Origin of the sequence: Aminobacter sp. AP02 (assembly GCF_003148805.1) — a bacterium.
In the GTDB taxonomy this organism is placed as follows: domain Bacteria; phylum Pseudomonadota; class Alphaproteobacteria; order Rhizobiales; family Rhizobiaceae; genus Aminobacter.
In genome coordinates this window covers 80125-101917 of the sequence record NZ_QGGX01000019.1, presented here as the reverse complement: position 1 = coordinate 101917, position 21793 = coordinate 80125, and the positions used below count along the sequence as shown (strand labels likewise).

The 21793-nt window shown below is 62.6% G+C and carries 20 protein-coding genes and 1 riboswitch; of the genes, 11 read left to right on the top strand and 9 right to left on the bottom strand.

Annotated features, from left to right (window positions below; genetic code table 11):
* Both C8K44_RS21810 and fghA read left to right on the top strand, forming a co-directional pair.
* The coding region (locus C8K44_RS21810) for a zinc-binding dehydrogenase (protein ID WP_109577873.1) at positions 1–849 on the top strand (849 nt) is incomplete at its 5' end.
* A gap of 163 nt (positions 850–1012) precedes the next feature.
* Positions 1013–1846, top strand: coding sequence for an S-formylglutathione hydrolase (gene fghA, locus C8K44_RS21805; RefSeq protein ID WP_109577882.1), 834 nt, complete (start codon positions 1013–1015; stop codon positions 1844–1846).
* Positions 1847–1862: 16 nt separating this feature from the next.
* Here fghA and C8K44_RS21800 read toward each other — a convergent pair whose 3' ends face one another.
* From C8K44_RS21800 to thiC, 6 genes are read right to left on the bottom strand one after another with little or no spacing between them, the layout of a single operon-like run.
* Positions 1863–2615 (bottom strand): hydroxymethylpyrimidine/phosphomethylpyrimidine kinase, encoded by a 753-nt coding sequence (locus C8K44_RS21800; RefSeq protein WP_109577872.1) that lies wholly within the window; start codon positions 2613–2615, stop codon positions 1863–1865.
* Positions 2606–3211 (bottom strand): thiamine phosphate synthase, encoded by a 606-nt coding sequence (locus C8K44_RS21795; RefSeq protein WP_109577871.1) that lies wholly within the window; start codon positions 3209–3211, stop codon positions 2606–2608. Before C8K44_RS21795 ends, C8K44_RS21800 begins: the two co-directional genes overlap by 10 nt.
* Entirely contained in the window at positions 3208–3981 is a 774-nt protein-coding gene (locus C8K44_RS21790; RefSeq protein WP_109577870.1) for a thiazole synthase, read from the bottom strand. Before C8K44_RS21790 ends, C8K44_RS21795 begins: the two co-directional genes overlap by 4 nt.
* A gap of 3 nt (positions 3982–3984) precedes the next feature.
* Complete coding sequence (gene thiS / locus C8K44_RS21785; RefSeq protein ID WP_109577869.1) at positions 3985–4182, bottom strand: sulfur carrier protein ThiS; 198 nt, start codon at positions 4180–4182, stop codon at positions 3985–3987.
* On the bottom strand, positions 4179–5150 hold the full coding sequence (gene thiO / locus C8K44_RS21780) for a glycine oxidase ThiO (protein WP_109577868.1): 972 nt from the start codon (positions 5148–5150) through the stop codon (positions 4179–4181). The genes thiS and thiO overlap by 4 nt, the downstream gene beginning before the upstream one ends.
* A 7-nt stretch (positions 5151–5157) precedes the next feature.
* Positions 5158–6969 (bottom strand): phosphomethylpyrimidine synthase ThiC, encoded by a 1812-nt coding sequence (thiC, locus tag C8K44_RS21775; RefSeq protein WP_109577867.1) that lies wholly within the window; start codon positions 6967–6969, stop codon positions 5158–5160.
* A gap of 104 nt (positions 6970–7073) precedes the next feature.
* A riboswitch (TPP riboswitch) is annotated at positions 7074–7190 on the bottom strand.
* A gap of 188 nt (positions 7191–7378) precedes the next feature.
* On the opposite strand from thiC, the gene C8K44_RS21770 reads away from it, so the two are divergent.
* From C8K44_RS21770 to C8K44_RS21750, 5 genes are all read left to right on the top strand, one after another.
* Positions 7379–8614 carry a 3-methyl-2-oxobutanoate dehydrogenase (2-methylpropanoyl-transferring) subunit alpha gene (locus C8K44_RS21770; RefSeq protein ID WP_199227171.1) on the top strand — a complete coding sequence of 412 codons (1236 nt, stop codon included), beginning with the start codon at positions 7379–7381 and terminating at the stop codon, positions 8612–8614.
* Positions 8615–8617: 3 nt separating this feature from the next.
* Positions 8618–9631 carry an alpha-ketoacid dehydrogenase subunit beta gene (locus tag C8K44_RS21765; protein ID WP_109577866.1) on the top strand — a complete coding sequence of 338 codons (1014 nt, stop codon included), beginning with the start codon at positions 8618–8620 and terminating at the stop codon, positions 9629–9631.
* 2 nt (positions 9632–9633) lie between these two features.
* Positions 9634–10941 carry a dihydrolipoamide acetyltransferase family protein gene (locus C8K44_RS21760; RefSeq protein ID WP_109577865.1) on the top strand — a complete coding sequence of 436 codons (1308 nt, stop codon included), beginning with the start codon at positions 9634–9636 and terminating at the stop codon, positions 10939–10941.
* 4 nt (positions 10942–10945) lie between these two features.
* Positions 10946–12343, top strand: coding sequence for a dihydrolipoyl dehydrogenase (gene lpdA / locus C8K44_RS21755; protein ID WP_109577864.1), 1398 nt, complete (start codon positions 10946–10948; stop codon positions 12341–12343).
* Positions 12344–12631: 288 nt separating this feature from the next.
* Positions 12632–13381 (top strand): F0F1 ATP synthase subunit A, encoded by a 750-nt coding sequence (locus tag C8K44_RS21750; protein WP_109577863.1) that lies wholly within the window; start codon positions 12632–12634, stop codon positions 13379–13381.
* Positions 13382–13461: 80 nt separating this feature from the next.
* Here the strand turns inward: C8K44_RS21750 and C8K44_RS21745 are convergent, their stop codons facing one another.
* Positions 13462–15201, bottom strand: a complete 1740-nt coding sequence (locus C8K44_RS21745; RefSeq protein WP_109577862.1) for a hypothetical protein — start codon at positions 15199–15201, stop codon at positions 13462–13464.
* A 411-nt stretch (positions 15202–15612) separates the two neighbouring features.
* On the opposite strand from C8K44_RS21745, the gene C8K44_RS21740 reads away from it, so the two are divergent.
* Positions 15613–16101 (top strand): D-Ala-D-Ala carboxypeptidase family metallohydrolase, encoded by a 489-nt coding sequence (locus C8K44_RS21740; RefSeq protein ID WP_158282771.1) that lies wholly within the window; start codon positions 15613–15615, stop codon positions 16099–16101.
* A 331-nt stretch (positions 16102–16432) separates the two neighbouring features.
* Here the strand turns inward: C8K44_RS21740 and C8K44_RS21735 are convergent, their stop codons facing one another.
* Entirely contained in the window at positions 16433–17128 is a 696-nt protein-coding gene (locus C8K44_RS21735; protein WP_146203986.1) for a hypothetical protein, read from the bottom strand.
* Between the two features lie 269 nt (positions 17129–17397).
* On the opposite strand from C8K44_RS21735, the gene C8K44_RS27350 reads away from it, so the two are divergent.
* Together C8K44_RS27350 and C8K44_RS21725 are read left to right on the top strand one after the other, a co-directional pair.
* Complete coding sequence (locus C8K44_RS27350) at positions 17398–17598, top strand: hypothetical protein (RefSeq protein WP_146203985.1); 201 nt, start codon at positions 17398–17400, stop codon at positions 17596–17598.
* A 906-nt stretch (positions 17599–18504) separates the two neighbouring features.
* Complete coding sequence (locus C8K44_RS21725; protein ID WP_109577858.1) at positions 18505–18825, top strand: hypothetical protein; 321 nt, start codon at positions 18505–18507, stop codon at positions 18823–18825.
* A gap of 16 nt (positions 18826–18841) precedes the next feature.
* Here C8K44_RS21725 and C8K44_RS21720 read toward each other — a convergent pair whose 3' ends face one another.
* Positions 18842–19192: a hypothetical protein gene (locus tag C8K44_RS21720; protein ID WP_146203983.1), complete on the bottom strand. Its 351-nt coding sequence runs from the start codon at positions 19190–19192 to the stop codon at positions 18842–18844.
* Positions 19193–19884: 692 nt separating this feature from the next.
* Here C8K44_RS21720 and C8K44_RS21715 point away from each other — a divergent pair.
* Positions 19885–21588, top strand: a complete 1704-nt coding sequence (locus C8K44_RS21715; protein ID WP_109577856.1) for an integrase family protein — start codon at positions 19885–19887, stop codon at positions 21586–21588.
* Positions 21589–21793: the final 205 nt, after the last annotated feature.

The following is a 21793-nucleotide window of genomic DNA, read 5'->3' as shown; positions in this document are numbered from 1 at the left end:
TCCTGCCCGTCGTGCCTGTCGCGCAAGACCAACCTGTGCACGGCGATCCGCTCGACCCAGGGCCAGGGCCTGATGCCCGATGGCTCCAGCCGCTTCTCCATCGGCAAGGACAAGATCTTCCACTACATGGGCTGCTCGACCTTTTCGAACTTCACCGTTCTGCCCGAGATCGCACTCGCCAAGGTCAATCCCGACGCGCCCTTCGACAAGATCTGCTACATCGGCTGCGGGGTGACCACCGGCATTGGTGCCGTCATCAACACGGCACGCGTCGAGATCGGTTCGACCGCCATCGTCTTTGGCCTTGGCGGCATCGGCCTCAACGTCATCCAGGGCCTGCGCCTGGCGGGCGCCGACATGATCATCGGCGTCGATTTGAACAACGACAAGAAGGCCTGGGGCGAACGCTTCGGCATGACCCATTTCGTCAACCCCAAGGAAGTCGACGGCGACATCGTGCCCTATCTGGTCAACCTGACCAAGCGCGGCGCCGACCAGATCGGCGGCGCCGACTACACCTTCGACTGCACGGGCAACGTCAAGGTGATGCGCCAGGCGCTGGAAAGTGCTCATCGCGGCTGGGGGGAGTCGATCGTCATCGGCGTTGCAGGTGCGGGCCAGGAAATCTCGACGCGGCCGTTCCAGCTGGTCACCGGCCGGACCTGGAAGGGCACCGCCTTCGGCGGCGCGCGCGGCCGCACCGACGTGCCCAAGATCGTCGACTGGTACATGGCGGGCAAGATCGAGATCGACCCGATGATCACCCATACGCTCAAGCTCGAAGACATCAACAAGGGCTTCGAGCTGATGCATGCCGGCGAGAGCATCCGCAGCGTGGTAGTCTACTGAGCTCCCTCGACCGGCCAGGCCCCCATGGCCGGTCTCTTAAGCGCGTGGCCGTTCGCTGGCTGGTTTCTGCAAACCCTGGCCGCGCCGGCATCCATTTGAAAGTTGCAGGCCTGGAGTTCGGCCGTTATGCCGGGCTGGATTGTTTGACGAGAAGGCAAAGCAGATGAAGACCGTTTCCACGTCCAAGTCGCATGGCGGTGTCCAGGGCGTCTATTCCCACGCCTCCGAGGCCTGCGCCTGCGACATGACCTTTGCCGTCTTCGTGCCGCCCCAAGCCAAGGACGGTCCCGTGCCGGTGCTGTGGTATCTGTCAGGGCTGACCTGCACACATGCCAATGTGATGGACAAGGGCGAGTACCGACGGCTTGCGGCCGAGCTCGGGCTGATGATCGTTTGCCCCGACACCAGCCCGCGCGGCGAGGGCGTTCCGGACGAGAAGGACAATTGGCAGTTCGGCTCGGGCGCGGGATTTTATGTCGACGCCACGCAGGAGCCGTTCGCCAAGAATTACCGCATGTATTCCTACCTCACCGAGGAATTGCCTGCCCTGATCGCCGCGAACTTCCCCGCCGACATGTCGCGCCAGGCGATAACAGGCCATTCCATGGGAGGCCATGGTGCGCTGACCATCGCGTTGAAGAACCCCGAGCGCTTCAAGAGCTGCTCGGCCTTCGCGCCGATCGCACAGCCCAGCACGGCGGGCTGGTCGAAGCCGGCGTTGGAAAAATATCTCGGCCCGGACGAAGCGACATGGCGCGCCTATGACACGACGCTGCTGATCGAGGATGGCAAACGTTTCCCGGAGTTCCTTGTCGACCAGGGCACGGCCGACGGCTTCCTGCAGGAGGGCCTGCGCCCGTGGCTGCTCGAAGACGCGTGCAAGAAATCAGGCATCGGGCTCACCTTGTGCATGCAGGACGGCTACGACCATTCCTACAACTTCATCTCGACCTTCATGGACGATCACCTGAGGTGGCACGCCGCCCGCCTGGGCTGAGCAGCGAAAGCCGCCGTCACGGCCTTGACGCAAGCAGCTTGGCGAAGACGTAGCGCTTCGCCTTGCCGATGCTGATCTCCAGCGTTTCGTACTGTGCCAGATGCGCCGCGATCGCGCTTGCTAGCATGCAGCCGGTGCCACGCATGGAGACGGCAATGCGCGAGGCGTCGAACCGGATGGGCTCGCGGCCCGGCAGCAGCAGCAGGTCCGTCGCGTTCGCTCCCGTTGCGTGGCCGCCCTTGACGAGAATGGCAGGTGCGCCCGTGTCGAACAGTCTTTCGCTTTGCCGGACGATTTCGGCTTCGTCAGTGGCGAGTGGCAGGCCTGTCAGCAGCGCGAGTTCGGGCAGGTTGGGCGTGACCAAAGTGCAGAGCGGAAACAGCTTACCCTTGAGCGCGTCGATGGCGTCGTCGTCGAGCAAATGACGTCCCGAAGTCGAGGCAAGCACGGGGTCGAGCACCACAGGCACAGGCAGGCTGCTCGCCAGTGCCGAGGCGACGGCGTCAATCGTCGCCGCCGTTCCCAGCATGCCGATCTTGACCGCCGCGACCGGATTGGCGGCGAACGCCGCGCGCATCTGCTCGGCGACGAGTTCGGGTGGCATCTGCTCGATCCGCTCGACGCGCGCATGGGTCTGAACCGTTGCCGCGGTGACGGCCAGGCAGCAACGCAGGCCGAAGCCCGAGACCGTCTCGACGTCGCGGACGATGCCGGCGCCGCCGCTCGAATCCGAGCCGGCGACGATGAGCACATGCGGGGTCATCGCCACTCAGCCGTCGCTGCCAGCCACTGGCGCGTGCGCGCCTCCGGATCGGCGTTGAGGGTGATGTCGGTGACGACGGCAGCGCTGTCGGCGCCTTGCGCGAAAACGCCTGCGAGGCGCTCGACATTGAGCCCGCCGATGGCGACCAGCGGCACCGCACCTACGCGTTGTTTCCAGATGGCGATGCGGTCGAGCCCTTGCGGCGCCCATTTCATCGCCTTGAGGATGGTTGGATAGACAGGCCCCAGCGCGACATAGTCGGGGTCGGCGGCAAGTGCTGTGTCGAGTTCGGCATCGTCGTGGGTGCTGAGGCCAAGCCTCAGGCCGGCGCTGCGGATCGCTTTCACGTCGGCTTCGGCAAGATCCTCCTGGCCGAGATGGACGAAGTCGCAGCCTTCGTCGATGGCGAGGCGCCAGTAGTCGTTGACGATGAGCTGGCAGTCGTGGCGTTCGCAGACGGCCTTGGCAGCCCGGATTTCGCGACGCAGGCCGGCCTCGTCCATATCCTTGATGCGCAACTGCACCAGCTTCACGCCGAGCGGCACCAGCCGCTCGATCCAGGCGGCGGAATCGACGATGAGGTAGAATGGATCGAGCTTCATGAAAATGCTGCCATGCCGATGACGGGGGTTGAGGGAACGGCCATGTCGCGCGGTTCGAGCAGGCCGGCCAGAAATGCCTGCCGCCCGGCTTCGACCGCCTTGCCGAAGGCGGATGCCATGGCGACGGGATCGACTGCCTTGGCGACGGCAGTGTTGAGCAGCACGGCGTCGTAGCCGAGTTCCATGACGGTTGCCGCATGCGACGGCCGGCCGATGCCGGCGTCGACGATCAACGGCACGTCGGGGAAATGGCCGCGCAGGCTGCGCAGCGCGTCGATGTTCTGCGGACCTCGAGCAGAGCCGATCGGCGCGCACCACGGCATCAATAGCTTGCAGCCAGCATCGAGCAGACGCTCGGCGACGATGAGGTCGTCGGTCGTGTAGGGGAATACCTCGAAGCCATCGGCGGAGAGGACCCTTGCCGCCTCGACCAGCCCGAATACGTCGGGCTGCAGCGTGTCGTGGTTGCCGATGACCTCGAGCTTGATCCAGTTGGTGGAAAAGACCTCGCGCGCCATCTTCGCCGTCGTCACCGCTTCCTTGACCGAATGGCAACCGGCGGTGTTGGGCAGCACGCGTACATCGAGCGACTGGATCAGCGACCAGAACTGCCCGCCGGTCTTGCCGCCCGAGGTCTCGCGCCGCAGCGACACTGTGACGATGTCGGCGCCTGATGCGGCGATCGCCTCGGCCATGATGGCCGGCGAAGGGTAGAGCGCGGTTCCGAGCAGCAGGCGGGACGAGACCTGTTGTCCGTAGAGCTCGAGCATCGTTCACCCTCCCTTCATCGGCGCGAGGATTTCGATGCGGTCGCCGTCGGCCAGCGCGCATCCGTCGCGTTCCCTTGCCGGCACGACCTCGCCGTTGAGTGCGGTGGCGAGCCAGCCGCCTTCGTAGTCCAGCTCGGCAAGCAAGCCAGCCAGCGTGCCGGCGGCGACCTCGCGGCTTTCGCCGTTAACGGTGAGCTTCATGGGCGAGCTCCTTCTTCGTTGCCCAGGATCATTTCGGCAGCCTGCCGTGCCATGGCGGGTGCGAGCAGGAAGCCGTGGCGGTAGAGCCCGTTGATGCGAATGGTGCTCCCGTCGCGCTCGACGCGCGGCATGTTGTCGGCAAAGGCCGGGCGGACGCCTGTGCCCGTCTCGACCAGCTCGGCCTCGCCGAAGGCCGGATGCAGCGCGTAGGCCGCGTTGAGCAGTTCCATCAAGGAGCGCGTGGTGATCGATCCCGGATCGTCGCTCTCGATCATCGTCGCGCCGACCATGAACAGGTTGCCCGTGCGCGGCACGACATAGACGGGGATGCGCGGATGCAGCAGCCGCACCGGGCGAGCCAGCGAGACCTCTTGTGTCCTCAGAAGAAGCATCTCGCCTCGCACGCCGCGCAAGCCGGTTTTCGCGCCGGCCATGCCGGTGCAGTCAGCCTCGACATCTGCCCGACCAGACGCCTGCACGGCGCCGTAGCCGAACTCGAAACGTACGCCCATCCGCACAAGCTTTTCCTGCAGTGCGAGCAACGCCTTGCGTGGATCGAGATGCGCCTCTTGGGCAAAGAACAGCGCGCGGCCGAAGCGTCCCTCGAGGTCGGGTTCGAGCGCGGCGATGCCCTCGAGGTCAACCGTGCAAAAGCCTGACGTGCGCTGGCTGAAGCGGTCGAGCTCGCCGGCGTCGCGGGCTGGCGCCACGACCAGCGTGCCATTGCGCATGACGTGGCCGGGCAGGGCGGCCTCCCACCAGTCGGCGGCGTCCCGGCCAAGAGAAAGCACCGGCTCCTCGGCGCTCTCGCGTTCACACCAGGGCGCCAGCATGCCGCCGGCATGCCACGAGGCATTGCCGGCGATCCGCCTGCGCTTCTCGACCACGGTCACATCGGCGCCGCGCGTCGCCAGCTCATTTGCGAGCGTCAGACCGGCGACGCCCGCACCGCGGATCAGCACTTTCATGGCCGGCTCACTCCGCCGGTTCGGCGCTTTCGACCGGCATGTAGAGGTCGCCGCCGTCACGGTACTTCGCCGCCATCGCCGCCAGCCCTTCCTTCTGCGCCTCGGCGCGGATGTCGTGGGAGATCCGCATCGAGCAGAATTTAGGCCCGCACATCGAGCAGAAATGCGCCACCTTGTGCGCCTCCTTGGGCAAGGTCTGGTCGTGGTAGGAGCGCGCCGTTTCCGGGTCGAGCGAGAGGTTGAACTGGTCCTCCCAGCGGAACTCGAAGCGTGCCCGCGACAGTGCGTCGTCCCTGATCTTGGCCGCCGGATGGCCCTTGGCGAGGTCGGCGGCGTGGGCTGCGATCTTGTAGGTGATGACGCCGACCTTGACGTCGTCGCGGTCGGGCAGTCCGAGATGCTCCTTGGGCGTGACGTAGCAGAGCATCGCGGTGCCGAACCAGCCGATCATGGCCGCGCCAATGCCAGAGGTGATGTGGTCGTAGCCCGGCGCTACGTCGGTGGTGAGCGGTCCAAGCGTGTAGAAGGGTGCCTCGCCGCACACCTCCAGCTGCTTGTCCATGTTCTCCTTGATCTTGTGCATCGGCACGTGGCCGGGGCCCTCGATCATCACCTGGCAGTCCCTGGCCCAGGCGATCTTGGTAAGTTCGCCCAGCGTCTCCAACTCGGCGAACTGGGCTCTGTCGTTGGCGTCGGCGATCGAGCCGGGGCGCAGGCCGTCGCCGAGCGAAAACGCGACGTCATAGGTCCGGCAGATGTCGCAGATCTCGTCGAAATGCTCGTAGAGGAAGCTTTCCTTGTGATGGTGCAGGCACCACTTGGCCATGATCGAGCCGCCGCGCGAGACGATGCCGGTGACGCGGTCGACGGTCAGGTGAATGTAGGCGAGGCGCACGCCGGCATGGATGGTGAAGTAGTCGACGCCCTGTTCGGCCTGCTCGATGAGGGTGTCGCGGAACACCTCCCAGGTCAGGTTCTCGGCGATGCCGCCGACCTTTTCGAGCGCCTGGTAGAGCGGAACCGTGCCGATCGGCACCGGCGAGTTGCGGATGATCCAGTCGCGGATGTTGTGGATGTTGCGCCCCGTGGACAGATCCATCACCGTGTCGCCGCCCCAGCGTGTCGCCCAGACCATCTTCTCGACCTCTTCGGCCATCGACGAGGTGACGGCCGAGTTGCCGATATTGGCGTTGATCTTGACCAGGAAATTGCGGCCGATGATCATCGGCTCGCTTTCGGGATGGTTGATGTTGGAAGGGATGATGGCGCGGCCGCGGGCGACCTCGTCGCGGACGAATTCGGGCGTCACGAAGTCGGGGATGGCGGCGCCAAAGCTCTCGCCGTCGCGTGCAAGCTTCGCCTTGATCTGCTCGCGGCCGAGGTTCTCACGGATGGCGACGAATTCCATCTCCGGCGTGACGATGCCGGCGCGGGCATAGGCGAGCTGGGTGATGGCGCGGCCGCCGGTGGCGCGCAACGGGGCGTTGCGGACGGGGAATTCCGGCGTCAGGCGCTCGGCCGAGACGAAGCCGTTGTCCTCGGCCTTGACCGCGCGGCCCTCGTAGCGCTCGACGTCGCCGCGCGCGACGATCCATTCCTCGCGCAGCCGGGGCAGGCCGCGCTCGATGTCGGTCGTCTCCGACGTGTCGGTGTAGGGGCCGGACGAATCATAGACCGTGACGGGCGGCTCGCCGGCGCTCGGGTGGACCGAGATCTCCCGCATCGGCACGCGGATGCCGGGATGGATCTTGCCGGGTTTGTAGACCTTTTTCGACGCGGGAAGTTCGCCAACGGTGACGGTCGGGGTGTGGGCATTCATGAGTGAGCCTCCTAGCTGGAGACCCAGTCCATGCGATGAGATGGAAGAGAGGTTTTGCCTGGGGACTTCGGGCATGACCCGAGTACCTTGGCCGGAGAACCGGCTTGCTGCGCCTCGCACCGTCCCTACGCCAGTATGAACTGGATCAGGTTCAACGGGTCACTGCGCTGCGCGAGCCAGCAGAATCTCAGCCCCTTGTCGGGACCCCCCTGGTGAGCCCTAAACATGGGCGCGGAACCCGCGTCGTGTCAACGGCCTTTCGCCGAGGCCGAGAGAATGCCAAAGTCGGGACGTCGAGACCCCATTGCGGTTCTGAAAACGATCGGATAATAGGTCAGCGTTACTGACGTAAATTGTCTGCTGCGCAGGGAGGACCAATTGGCCTGCGCGCGAGACAGGAGGAGCATCCGTGACGGACAATCCCGCGCCGCTGAAGTTCCATGTGCCCGAGCCGGAAGTGCGCCCGGGCGGTACGCCCGATTTCTCCAACGTGCCGATCCCCAAGGCGGGTTCGGTCGACAGGCCACCGGTCGACGTTGATCCCCGGACTATCCGCGACCTCGCTTATTCGATCATTCGCGTGCTCAACCGAGAGGGCGACGCGGTCGGCCCTTGGGCCGGCACGCTGACCGACGAGGAACAGCTCGAAGGCCTGCGCCACATGATGACGCTGCGCACCTTCGACGCGCGCATGCAGATGGCCCAGCGCCAGGGCAAGACTTCCTTCTACATGCAGCACATGGGCGAGGAGGCGGTCAGCTGCGCCTTCCGCAAGGCGCTCGTTCAGGGCGACATGAATTTCCCGACCTATCGCCAGGCCGGCCTGCTGATCGCGGGGGGCTATCCGATGGTCGACATGATGAACCAGATCTATTCCAACGAGATGGATCCGCTCAAGGGCCGCCAGCTGCCGATCATGTATTCGGCTAAGGACCACGGGTTTTTCTCGATCTCAGGCAACCTGACCACCCAGTATATCCAGGCGGTGGGCTGGGCGATGGCATCCGCGATCAAGGGCGACACCAAGATCGCGGTCGGCTGGGTCGGCGACGGCGCCACCGCCGAAAGCGACTTCCACGCAGCCCTCGTCTTCGCCTCGACCTACAGGGCGCCCGTGGTGCTCAACGTGGTCAACAACCAGTGGGCGATCTCGACCTTTCAGGGCATCGCCCGTGGCGGCTCCGGAACATTCGCCGCGCGCGGCCTTGGCTTCGGCATTCCAGCACTGCGCGTCGACGGCAACGATTATCTCGCCGTCCATGCGGTGGCGAAGTGGGCGGCGGAACGCGCCCGCAGCAATCTCGGCCCGACCCTGGTCGAATACGTTACCTACCGCGTCGGTGCGCACTCGACCTCGGACGATCCATCCGCCTACCGGCCCAAGACCGAGTCGGACGCCTGGCCGCTCGGCGATCCTGTCATCCGGCTGAAGAACCACCTCATCCGTCGCGGCCTGTGGTCGGACGAGCGCCACAAGCAGACCGAGGCTGAAATCCTTGAAGCGGTCATCTCGGCCCAGAAGGAGGCCGAAAGCCACGGCACGCTGCATGCCGGCGGCAAGCCGTCGACGCGCGACATGTTCGAGGGCGTTTATGCCGAGATGCCGCCGCATCTCCGTCGCCAGCGCCAGAAGGCGGGAGTGTAGCCGATGCCGCGCATGACAATGATCGAGGCCATCCGCAGCGCCATGGACGTCTCCATGGGCCGCGACGACGACGTCGTCGTGTTTGGCGAGGACGTCGGCTATTTCGGCGGCGTCTTCCGCTGCACGCAAGGGCTCCAGCAGAAATACGGCCGCTCGCGCTGTTTCGACGCGCCGATCAGCGAGCTTGGCATCGTCGGCGCGGCCATCGGCATGGCTTCCTATGGCTTGAAGCCATGCATCGAAATTCAGTTCGCCGACTACGTTTATCCAGCATATGACCAGATCGTTTCGGAAGCGGCACGGTTGCGTTACCGCTCGAACGGCGAGTTTACCTGCCCGATCGTCATCCGCATGCCGACCGGAGGCGGCATCTTCGGCGGCCAGACGCACAGCCAGAGCCCCGAGGCGCTGTTCACCCATGTTTCGGGCCTGAAAGTCGTCGTCCCGTCCAATCCGCTCGACGCCAAGGGCCTGCTGATTGCCTCGATCGAGGACCCGGATCCGGTGATCTTTCTGGAACCGAAACGATTGTACAACGGCCCCTTCGACGGCCATCATGATCGGCCTGTCACGGCCTGGTCGAAGCATGAGCTGGGCGAGGTGCCGGAGGGACATTTCACCGTGCCGCTGGGCAAGGCGGAAATACGCCGCCCCGGCTCCGCCGTCACCGTGCTCGCCTATGGCACCATGGTCTATGTCGCGCAGGCTGCGGCCGAGGAGACCGGCATCGACGCCGAGGTCATCGACCTCAGGACGCTGTTGCCGCTCGACGTCGAAACCATCGTCGCCTCGGTCAAGAAGACCCGCCGCTGCGTGGTGGTGCACGAGGCGACGCTGACCTCGGGCTTCGGCGCCGAACTCGTGTCGCTGGTGCAGGAAAACTGCTTCTACCACCTCGAAGCGCCTGTGGCCCGCGTCACCGGCTGGGACACGCCATATCCGCATGCGCAGGAATGGGACTACTTCCCCGGGCCCAAGCGCGTAGGTGAAGCTTTGATCGAAACGATGGAGGCCTGAGCATGGGCGAACATGTCATCAAGCTTCCCGACGTCGGCGAAGGCGTGGCCGAGGCCGAGCTGGTGGAATGGCACGTCAAGATCGGCGACCTCGTGCGCGAGGACGCGGTGCTTGCCGCCGTCATGACCGACAAGGCGACTGTCGAGATCCCGTCGCCCGTCGATGGCGAAATCCTCTGGCTCGGCGCCGAGATCGGCGACACGGTGCCCGTCGGCTCGCCCATCGTCAGGATCAAGGTTGCCGGCGATGCGCTGGCGGCTGAGCCAGTTCCGCCAGCCGCATCGAAGCCTGACGCACCGGCGCCTCAGCCCATAAAGACTGAACTTGCGCCGGCTAAGAAAGAGCAAGAGCCTGCGAAAGCTACAGCCGCACAGGCCTCTGTCAGCTCCGCACTTACGCCCACACCGCGCGCCACGACCGCTGGCCTACCTCGCCCCGAGGGCGAGCGGCCGCTCGCGTCTCCCGCCGTCAGGCTGCGCGCCAAGGAAGCCGGCATCGACCTGCGCCAGGTTTCAGGCACCGGTCCGGCCGGGCGCATTACCCACGAAGACCTCGATGCGTTTGCCACGCGGGGCGCTGCCGTCGTCGTGGCAGGCCTTCAGGAAAAGTCCGGTGTCGAGGAGATCAAGGTCGTCGGCCTGCGCCGCCGCATTGCCGAGAAGATGGCGCTGGCCAAGTCGCGCATCCCGCACATCACCTATGTCGAGGAGGTCGACGTCACCGCGCTCGAGGAGCTGCGCGCCAAGCTCAACGCCACGAAAAAACCCGACCGTGCCAAGCTGACCATCCTGCCATTCCTGATGCGGGCGCTGGTCAAGGCCGTCGGCGAGCAGCCGCAGCTCAATGCGATCTACGATGACGATGCCGGTGTCATCCAGCGCCATGCGGGTGTCCATATCGGCATGGCGGCGCAGACGCCCGGCGGTCTCGTGGTGCCCGTGGTCAAGCATGCCGAGGCGCGCGACCTCTGGGATTGCGCTGCCGAGGTGAACCGCCTTGCGGATGCCGCCAAGGCTGGCACGGCAACCCGCGAGGAGCTGACCGGCTCGACCATCACCATCACGTCGCTGGGCGCCATGGGCGGCGTCGCCACCACGCCTGTCATCAACTACCCGGAAGTGGCGATCGTCGGTGTCAACAAGATCATGGTCCGGCCGATGTGGGACGGCACGCAATTCGTGCCGCGCAAGATGATGAATCTATCCTCCAGCTTCGACCATCGCGTCATCGACGGCTGGGATGCGGCGGTCTTCGTCCAGCGTCTCAAGTCGCTGCTCGAAACGCCGGCAATGATCTTCGTGGAGGGCTGAGGCGATGAAGGAAATCTCCTGCAAGCTTCTCGTCATCGGCGCCGGACCCGGCGGCTACATCTGCGCCATCCGCGCTGGCCAACTCGGCATCGACACGGTCATCGTCGAGGCCGTCAAGGCCGGCGGCACCTGCCTCAATGTCGGCTGCATTCCCTCCAAGGCGATGATCCATGCGGCCGACGAATATCTGATGGCGAGCGAGATGGCGGCTGGAAAGAGTTCTTTCGGCATCACCGTCTCCGCACCCGCCATCGACCTCGCCAAGACGGTAGCCTGGAAGGACCGCATCGTCGGCCGTCTCAATACCGGCGTCGCTGGCCTGCTCAAGAAGGCGCACGTCAAGGCGGTGATCGGTTGGGCCCGGTTCCGCGACGGCAAGACCGTCGAGGTCGAAACCGAGACCGGCCTGCAGGTCATCCGCGCCGAGACGATCGTCATTGCGACTGGGTCTGCTCCCGTTGAACTGCCGTTCCTGCCCTTCGGTGGGCCGGTGATTTCTTCGACCGAGGCGCTGTCGCTGAAACAGGTGCCGCAGCAACTCGCCGTCGTCGGCGGCGGCTATATCGGGCTGGAGCTTGGCACCGCGTTCGCCAAGCTCGGGTCGAAAGTGACGGTCGTGGAAGCCTTGCCACGCATCCTGCCGCAGTACGATGCCGAATTGACCCGCCCGGTTGCCAAGCGGCTCGACGCGCTCGGCGTCAAGGTGCTGACCGGCGCCAAGGCCAAGGGGTTGTCCTCCAAGGGCGACGCGCTTCTGGTCGAGGCGGCCGACGGCAGCGAGCAGAAGATTCTGGCCGACAAGGTGCTTGTGACGGTCGGGCGCAAGCCGGTCACCGAAGGGTGGGGGCTGGAAGAGATCGACCTCGACCGCGACGGCCGCTTCATTCGCATCGACGACCAGTGCCGCACCTCGATGCGGGGCATCTATGCCATTGGCGACGTCACCGGCGAGCCCATGCTGGCGCACCGTGCCATGGCGCAGGGCGAGATGGTCGCCGAGATCCTCGCCGGCCACAAGCGCAGCTGGGACAAGCGATCGATACCTGCCGTGTGCTTCACCGATCCGGAGATCGTCACCGCGGGCCTGTCACCCGATGAGGCCAAGACCCTCGGCATCGAGATCAAGTCGGCTCAGTTTCCGTTCTCGGCCAATGGCCGGGCGATGACGCTGGCGAGCGAGGATGGCTTCGTGCGAATCGTTGCCCGCGCCGACAACCATCTGGTGCTCGGCATCCAGGCGGTCGGCGCCGGGGGTTCGGAACTGTCGGCCGCCTTCAGCCTGGCAATCGAGATGGGAGCGAGGCTTGAGGACATCGCTGGCACCGTCCATGCCCACCCGACTCAAAGCGAAGCCTTCCTGGAGGCTGCGCTTCGCACACTCGGGCATGCGCTGCATATCTGAGATGTGACGCGGCTTTGGGCCGCGTCACCTGCCATCTTGCCGAAGCAAGCAGCTTAGGCTAACAAGCCCACGCGCTGGACGACCAGTGCCTTGCACGCTCGGGGACGGCCCCATCCAAAAGATGGCGCCGATCATTGCTACCCCGACCGACACTCATCTCAAAAATCGCGAAAAAGCTGCGGAACCGCGTTTGGCGGACCGTAGGCACGCTTGGTCAGTTTTGGCTTCCGGATCTGGCTCCGGTGCGCGCGCTTTCGCATCACCAATCGAACCGACCGGAGAGGCGCTGTGGCCGGACCAATAGAACAATTTGAAATCAAGCCAATCTTCACGCTCTTCGAGTTGGCGGGGCAGGAAATCGCCTTCACCAACTCGGCCGCCTATATGGTGGGGGCAGCGGTTTTCGGCGGGTTGTTCCTCATGTTTTCGACAAGCGGTCGGTCACTGGTGCCGTCCCGTCTGCAGTCGATCACCGAACTGATCTACGAGTTCGTGGCAAAAACCCTGCGCGACAATGCCGGCGAGGGCGGCATGAAGTTCTTCCCGCTCGTCTTTTCGCTGTTCGTCTTCATCCTGGTCGCCAATCTCGCGGGCATGTTCCCCTACGCCTTCACGGTCACCAGCCACATCATCGTGACCTTCTCGTTTGCCATGCTGGTGTTCGGCACCGTCACGATCTACGGCATCTGGAAGAATGGCCTCGGCTTCTTCCGCCTGTTCCTGCCGTCCGGGGTGCCGCTGGCGCTGTCGCCGATCATCGTGCCGATCGAGATCGTCTCCTACATCTCGCGGCCGATCAGCCATTCGGTGCGTCTGTTCGCCGTCATGCTCGCCGGTCACATCACGCTCAAGGTCTTTGCCGGGTTCGTGGTCAGCCTCAGCGGGATGGGCACGCTCGGCATCTTCGCTGCCGTCCTGCCGCTGGTGATGACGGTCGCGTTGACCGCCCTCGAACTGCTGATGGCGGTGATCCAGGCCTACATCTTCACGATGCTGACCTGCATGTATCTGAACGACGCGCTGCACCCCGGCCATTGATCGGGCGCGCCGGTCGCAGGAAACAAGAAAAACCCCGGCGAAAGGCCGGGGTTGTGATGAAGTGAAGATTGTCGGCCTGCTCAGTTGCGAGGCGGCCAGATGTGGTCGCTCATGCCCATCCTGGGCTCGCCCAGCAGCGGGGTCTTCAGCGCATAGACCCCGTCGATCGCAAACAGCCAGATGATGTTGCGGTCGTACTCGGTGAACACAGCGAAGCTCGCATTGTCGTAGGTGTAATCAGGCATTTCCTTGTCAGTGGGGAAGCGCGGCACGAAGTAGCCGGCAATCTTGGGATCGGTCGGATCCTTGACGTCGAAGATCTGCAGGCCAGCATTGTAGAAGGCGTAAGGCACGAGCCCGTCGCGGCCATGGCCGGGCTGATGCGTCGTGCCCGAGCGCTTCGGCCCGAAACTGCCCTTGCGCTGGCAGTAATCGGTGAATTTTGCGTCCTTGGGCGGGGTCGGACGCGGCAAGGTCGCCACGATTTCCGGCTTGGCCGGGTCCTTGGCGTTGATCACCAGCACGTCCTTGTAAGGCTCGTAGCAGTTCGAGTTCATCGGATAGCCGTTGGCCAAGACATAGCCGGTGCGCGCATACTGGCTGGTGTCTACATTGTCGAACTCGGTGCCGGCAAAGCTTGGTGCGATGCCGACATGTCCCTTCATCTCCGGCTTGTCGGGATTGGAGAGGTCGAAGGTGTAGAGCCCGAGCCCGCCCATGGCGCCAAAGGCGATCTTGCCGCCCTTTTCCACCGGGGTGGGCAGGAATGGCGGCATGCGCGAGCCCATCCATGACGTGCGGTTTCCCGCGCGCGGGTTCATCAGGTAGGCGCTTTCGCTTGCCTTGTCGCCGACCACCTGCCCCGGCACGGTCACCTGGCTGACGAACACCGGATTGGCCGGGTCCGACATGTCCCAAACCTGATAGCCCGGCGAATGCAGGTAGTCGGGGTATTCGGTGAGGGCGTAAGAATCGTCCGGTGCCGCCGACAGGTACATGTATTTGCCGCCGAACCATGCCGGCGCGTCGAGCGAGCCAGAGCCCTCCTGCTGGCCGATAGGTGCTTCGGGGTTCTTGGTGTCGGTGGTACGCGTTGCGATCAGCTTCCAGTCGCTGGGCAGCGGCCCGTTCATCTCAAAGACCTTGAAGCCCTTGAGCGAATTGTACTTGCGCAGCTTCTCGACAATGTCGGGCTGGGTGCGCTTGTTGTCGAGGATGCCGAAGCGGCCGATCTCGTAGGAGGCGACCACCACGTTCTTTTGAAGTTTGTCGCTCCAGGCGATGGTGATGCCGCCGTAATAGTCCTGGACGGTCTTTGCGTCCCAGTCCTCGCTCGAGCCTTCGGGACCCCATACCCCGCCCTTGGAGTAGACGACGGTTGCCTTCGCCGGATCGGTGATGTCGAGCACACGCATGTAGTCGCGGTCGTGCACATACATGTAGCGCTTGCCGTCGAAGTCGGCGACATCGGGCCAGGCGTGCCAGGGCGAGCTGACATGCGGGTAAAACGCGATCTCCTCGACATTCTGGCTGTAGCTCTGATCGTCCCAGGCTTCGAGTTGGCCGGGGAAGGCGGGGCCTTCGCCCAGCGGCGTGGCGCGCGGCGCAACGAAAGTGCCGCTGGCTGCGTCCATGCCGTAATCCTTGCCCGGCGTTGGTGCTGGCGGCGCCTTGTCGTAGGTCAGGTCGTGCCACTGCTTGAGATAGGGATCGGTGATGTTGATCTCGGTCGGCACCTTCGATCCCCAATCCTCGGCGGCGGCCATGCCGGCCGTCAGCGCCAGGAATGAGCAGCCGATTGCAATCATCTTGGGTGTCATGACGTCTTCCCCTCTCATTGACACGATCTGGCTTCCGGCCCGCGTTCCTCGCATCGGGCAAGTTGCCTGGTCAGTTGAGGGAAGTTTGGTCAGTCAGAGAAGTGAATTCTGCGCATCCTGATATGATGTTCCGGCATAGCAGATGTTTGCAAAATCCGACGACGTGCGAGCCAAGGCTGGCAGCATGTTGTGCGGCACTAGAGGCGCGATTTTCGTCGGGGGGGGGGGGTCGGAAACGGTTGGGATTCAAAGTGGAGATCCCGACAGGAATCGAACCTGTAACCGACTTCAGGAACGATGCAGGGCGCTCACCTCTCGTTGCCACAATTGAGCCCAATTTGATGCAACTAATGAGGGTGCTTCCTGACTTACTGGCACTTTGGAATGGCAACTCGATTTGGAGTTTCCCCAATGCCTATGTCGACAGCTACAACCGTCGTTGCTGGTGTCATGATCTGCGGTCTGTCCGTCGCCTCGCTATACGCAAGCCAGGCTCCGGAGGCTCACCGCCCAAGAGGTCTTCAGGATCTGACTCCCGATTTCGAGAACAAGCTTGAAGCCGCCTACACCAAGCAGACCGACAATGTGAGGATCAACTGCTTTCCAGCCCAGCTCAGCGCGGTGCTGGCAATCTTGCAACGAAGATTCGGAAAACGGCCTGTCGTGACCTCAGGCTATCGTCCGAGGTCGGGGGGCTCCATGCACGCGAAGTGCAAAGCCGCCGATATCAGAATTCCGGGCGTCAAACCGGGCCAGATTGCCAGCTACGCGCGCAGCCTGCATGGAATTGGCGGCGTCGGCACCTACTGCACCACGGGGATTGTCCACGTCGATGTTGGGCCCCGGCGCGACTGGCACTACTGCTCGCGAGCGAAGAAGGTTGCGTCGTTGCGGCCTTGAGACAGTGAATATTCTCTATGCCGATGGACTGCCTCTGCCCCGTTCTAGCGGCCCGAACACGTCGAGCGGCTCGTCTTCGACCTGGCGCTCCAAAAGCTCGGCCCTGAACGGCGGCTTGCTCCGTCAAGCCGCGGTTGCTTGAACAATGGCCCATGTCGCGCCTACTAGCCGATGGCCAGTGAATCCTTTGCAATCAAAGGAGTTCGGTCGCAATACGATGCAAAATGCCACCTGTAACGCGCAAGTTCGGTTGGCAGCTCGCGCCTTCTCAAGTAATCGCGCTGGCGAGTCTCTTGAAGTGGGATCGGCCGCACTCGTCCTGCTTGGGCGATCAGATTTCTAGCTTGTTTCGACCGGAAAGGCGCGTTGCAGCAGTCTTGATCCACCCCTCTGGCGACAGCAGCATCCAGTCGGCTGCGGCCCATATCAGGCAACAGGCCATAAAGCTCAAGGAAAGCAACAGTCCCGGAGTGCTCTCCAGAAGCACGACCTCTCGCCAAAATGCGGAGGCGCCTACAAGAACAGCAGGCGCACGGCTTACCAAGACCAAGTCTTTGCAGAGGTCTGGCAGGCGCGTCTGGATGCGGGATCGCCGCCACGTAATTGTGCCACCAAGGGCGCTGCCAAATTTTCCGGCTGCGTGCAGAACACCAGCCGAAGCTGCAAGCCAAAGGTCGCCCACCATGATTAATCCGATCCCTAGAAGGATCGCTCCGAGGCCGGAGAGCATATCACCTTGTCGATTTAGCTTGGGCTCAGGTGGCGCGCCGTTCGACCAAGCCTTTGTATAGACCATGCCACCCCAGAAAAACACACAGGTGGCGGCGGTTAACGCCGTAGCTGCCGGGCTGCCCACAATATGAGCAACAGCTTGATCCCATGCGGTGGCTCCGTCATCGCTGGAAACATCGGCCGAGAGTGCCACGCCTAACCCGACGACGAAACCTAATGTATTGCCCAAATTGTAGAGGATGCCGGGATCCAGCAGGCGGCTCCTCATCCGTTGCGCAGTGTGATTTAGCGTCACCTCAGCTCCGTTTGATTAGAGCGACACTAAGGCCGGTCGACCCGATGGAAGACCACAAGTCAGTCGGGAGGCCGACGTTGAGGAAAAGAGTGTACCAAGACGGCGTCAATAAACCGCTTGTCTTGCGTTAGACTGCCGTCAAAACGCACGGGTGGTCCGGCGTCACATTCGGGTGGTGGTGAGGCTGCCATCTGATTAGCCATTCGGGTGATTTGCTTTTGTTTTGCAAGGGCTTCACAGTCACGTGAGCACGTCCACGGAGACAGCCCATGGCAAGTCGTCAGTTAAGTCCTGAGGAGAAACAGCACTACCACGAATCACAGATGGCCTTGGAGAGACGGGTGCATCCCGATCCCAACTGTCAGATTGCGGTCAAGGTAGAGGATTGGACTGACGATGATGGCAATCCGCTGCTTTCTGTGCTGACGAAGCGGAAGATCGTCTGGATAAATCCGGACGCTTTCGGCTAAGTGGCTACCAAACTCCAGTCAGCGGGGCCGCTCACTTCATCGGCTTGGAGCCCACATGGACGCCTTCGACACTCTTCCTTATCGGGGAGCGGTGGCGAACGATCCTTATCGGCCTCTTGTTGTTGGCCGCTGCGTTCGCGGGCTATTACCACGCCGAGATTGTCGCCTTCGTCGGAGGTCTTCTATTGTGAAGCCTGCGGCCGCCGCCTGGCAGGATGTGGACGGCACTTTAAACGCAAAAAAGACCCGCCGGCCGGAGCCAGCGGGTCGAATGGTCGAAATATCAGGCACGAACATAAGCTAGCATGTTGTCGACGCCGCTAAAATGATCCGGCCAGAGCGCGACAATAGACACCAAACCCGACGCGCAGCGATGCTTGAGCCCCTGAGGGCCTGCGAGACTTGGCCTCGGATCTGCGTTGGAAAACGGGTCTTGGACAGCTTAGGAAGGTATGCCGCCCATGTGCTTGCTTGTGGGGCTCGAAATGCATGAGCGGCATACCAGTGCGAGCTTGAGGGGTCGCAGGAAGATCCTGGCAGAATTCGACACGCCGCGTAACTGCCCAACGGGGTAGGTGCACTTTGTCCAAGCGGACGGAAGTCAACACCCTCCGCAGGCCAGCGCAAGGGCTGGACGCCGTGGAACGCGGCGGCGTCGAGGGGCGTCAGCATTCGGGGCATGGGTAGCACCTTGCAGCACGCCGCTTGTCAGTTTGCGCCACGTCTGCTTACCTTGTCGAAACGGCTAAGGGGAGATTGCATGAGGACGGTACTCTCATCTGTTGTCATGCTCGCCCTCACAAGCGCGGCGGCTTTCGCACAGGCAGAAATCCCGAAAGGATGGTTCCTGCACGAAGACCAGTCTCCGACGTTGACCCTCGCCTACTATGAACCAGCGTCGGCGATGTGGACTTCTCGCTGAACTGCACCGCAGGATACTCGGATGTGGTTGTCGCGTCCTACCCGAAGTCCGGTGACATGACCGAGGGGCGTAGTGCCAAGCTCGAACTGCGCAACGCTGACACAAACCGTTCGATCGATGCCACCGGCAAGACTTACAACGGTCGCTATGCCTTTGACGGGCTAACAACGATGGAGCCGTCGCTTGGTAGACTGCTTGTCGGCGGATTTACGATCTCCGTCGGGGGGCAAGAAATGGGCACGTACAAGCCCAACGAGAACGATAGCGCACATGTGCGCAAGCTGGCGGAAGCCTGTATCGGCTGAACCCCACCTCACGCGGCTAGGCCGGGTATTGCTTCGGCCTCTGTTCTATCGCGATGCCTGTTCCCACCTTGTCGTTCAGAACCTTCGTTAGCAAAGCGTTTTGAGCGTCCTCTTCGTCCCTTATCTCGCGCTCAGTAATCGCTTGTGCAACCTGGTTTGTTTCGAAGAACTTGACGGCAGTCGGGCTGTTTGCCGGAAACGCTGCGTGCCCTGTCCCGGTCGAGAGATCGATGCCCGTCGAATAGTTCTCGTTAAGCTCGGCGCGCATGGCCGCATAGTGATGCCAAACCGGCAAAATGCTGGTGTGGATGGGAGCAAGCTCCAAAACCCGATTGAACACATCATCTGCTCCCGTTGATAGGAACAATGTCATCTCTTCGGCTACTAGGTGAACGGGATCACCGACGTTCAAGATGGCAACAGATATGTCGCCGGAAGGTCGTTCTCGTCTCCTCGATCAGCCGCCCCTGGCCTTGCACTCATCGACATGGCTTTTGAGATGCTGCAACGTGTTTGCGTTCGAAAGGACTTTGAAGAAGAGCGAGTGTCCTGACGCGCGACGTTCGTTCGTCTCTAGAGCCTGCCGATCTCGCCTCTGCTCCTCAAACGAGCCTTTTGCAGAAAATAGGAGATGGCCCCACTGACTAGCGAGCCGACGACCGCGCTGGCCAGCGCTGCCCAGAATTCATTCAATTTGATCCCCTATGTCGCGTTTAATGGCGCGTCGACTAGCCGAGTGTGAGTGAAAACCCTTGGAAATCAAGGGAACTCAATTGCAACACGATGCAACATGCCACCAGCAGAATTCAGAACCTAAGCTCTTGATTTTGATGGTGATCCCGACAGGAATCGAACCTGTGACCTACAGATTAGGAATCTTTGTCGGTGAAAAGCGTTGAATCTTTGCCAGTCGAGATAATGCAGTGATTTCTGTGAACTAGCTCGTAAAGCATTTACCAGGCGCGTAAGAAAGGCATCAGTAAGCGGCCCGATCAAGTCGGGAGACTTGGTCCCGGCTTGGTCCCGTGGTACGGAGGCGCGGCGAGGCAGGGGGCATCTATGGCGACGATAAGAGCGGTTCTTACAGGGGCTCACCTCGACAAGGCGCGCGCGCTCGTTGCGGCTGGCGACGGAGACGGAACGACGTTCGCCGATGAAAAGGCCGATGGCCTGATTCTGCGCGTACGGAAATCCGGTGCCGCCTTTGCAGTCAAGTGGAACGGGAAGACGCGCGCCATCGGTAGCCTGTCGGCCTCCGCCGACAAAGAAAAGGCCGCGCCTGGAGAAATCGTCACCATCTCGCGGGCACGGGAGCTTGCCGGACAAGTCCGCGCCATGCTGCGCGACGGGACAGACCCAACGGCGTTCCTAACAGGCAAGGCCGTAGGCAAGAGCGACAGTGCAGCGACAGCTTCGGCGAAGAAGGCAACGGCCATCGCCGAAGGATTCTGGACGTGGGAGCGCCTAATTGACGAATATACGGACGGGTATCTCGGCAAGCCACGCCTCGGCAAAGGCAATGTCATCCGGCAACCATCCGAAAAGTCTGCACAGACGGCGAAGAAATCTCTCACCGTCTGGGAGGCCGAGTTCCTCAAGGGGAAGCTCCTGACGGAGATCGAGGAAGGTGATTTCGAGAAGGTTCGCGACGATTGCGCGAAGGCTGGACGCAAGACGGCTTCTCGCGCCTTCATCTCCAACGGACGTGCCGCGATGTCTTTTGCGAAGCGGAAACATAAACGTATGTCCGGCCTCGGCGATGTCGCGCCGTGGTGGCTCGGTGTTGAAATCCTGGAGGAAACGGCTGTCGCGTCACGAACGCGAATGCCGACCGCAAAGGAACTCGCCAAGGCTCTCTATCTCGCGGAAAGGCACCGTGTCCTCGAAGGCCGGAAGAACAGCAGGGGGACATCAGAGGTGGTCCTATGCGGCCTGTGGTGGATAGCGCTGACTGCCCAGCGCACAAGTGCCGGGTTAGCATTGGAACGCGCGCATATTCTGCCTTGGCCTGACGGACGCGATGGCTGGAAAGTTTGTCTCTGGTCCGAACTGGTAATGAAATCTAGGCGCTATCATGCGCTGCCCATTCCTCCACGTGTTGTCCTGCTCCTGGAGCGAGCGATGGCAGGAGGCCGGGATTCGAGGTTTGTATTCGCCGCGACTGCCACGCGGGAAGGGGGAGGCGACAAGCCGCTCTCAATTTCGTCCGCAAAGAACCTCTTGGATCGTTTGCGTGGACGGCCTCTCAAACTGCGGAGGGACGAAAGCGAAGTCCGGATAGACTTGCCGGATCTGCTGTCGGCGGCGGGCGTTTCCCACTTTTCGCCGCACGACATTCGCCGCACCTTTGCGACGACATGCAGCGACAGGTCCGTGCGTGGCGATGCCATTTCCGCTGTCCTCGACCACGCCGGAATAGACACTGGCCAGAAGCTAATCCGGTCGGCCGAAGTGACGAGGCTGGCGTACGATTACAGCCAGAAACTAGACTTAAAAGCGATCGCTATGGAGACTTGGACGAGCATGCTCTTCGAGGCTGTGGAAAAGGAATGGGCAGCCAACAAACCTAAGCCTCCGTCGCCGTTCCGACAGGTCCCGCCTCCCCTGCCTTCAGTCGTTGCCAAAGCGAAGGAAGAATGTGGTCGCGGGGCGTTTTCGCCAGATGGGCCGTGGTATGTGCGGATCGAGCGGGAAAGAAGTGATCGGCGTAGACCGTCGCTGGCCGGACTGACCAAGGATAGCGATATCGACTACGAGGAGTGAGGTGGGCCATTGGCATATCCTGTCGTCTAGATTTCCAACTCCCTGATGAAGCCACGTCCATTCGCTGACTACGGCAGGAATGGTTGTGCCGCACCTTCCTGTTCCTCTGTTTGTTTGGCCGCAGGAGCAAACTCGACGAGTATGCCTCCTAAATCGAATATCTTCCGTGCATACCGGTAGTGATCCAGCCATTTGCGGTCGCGAG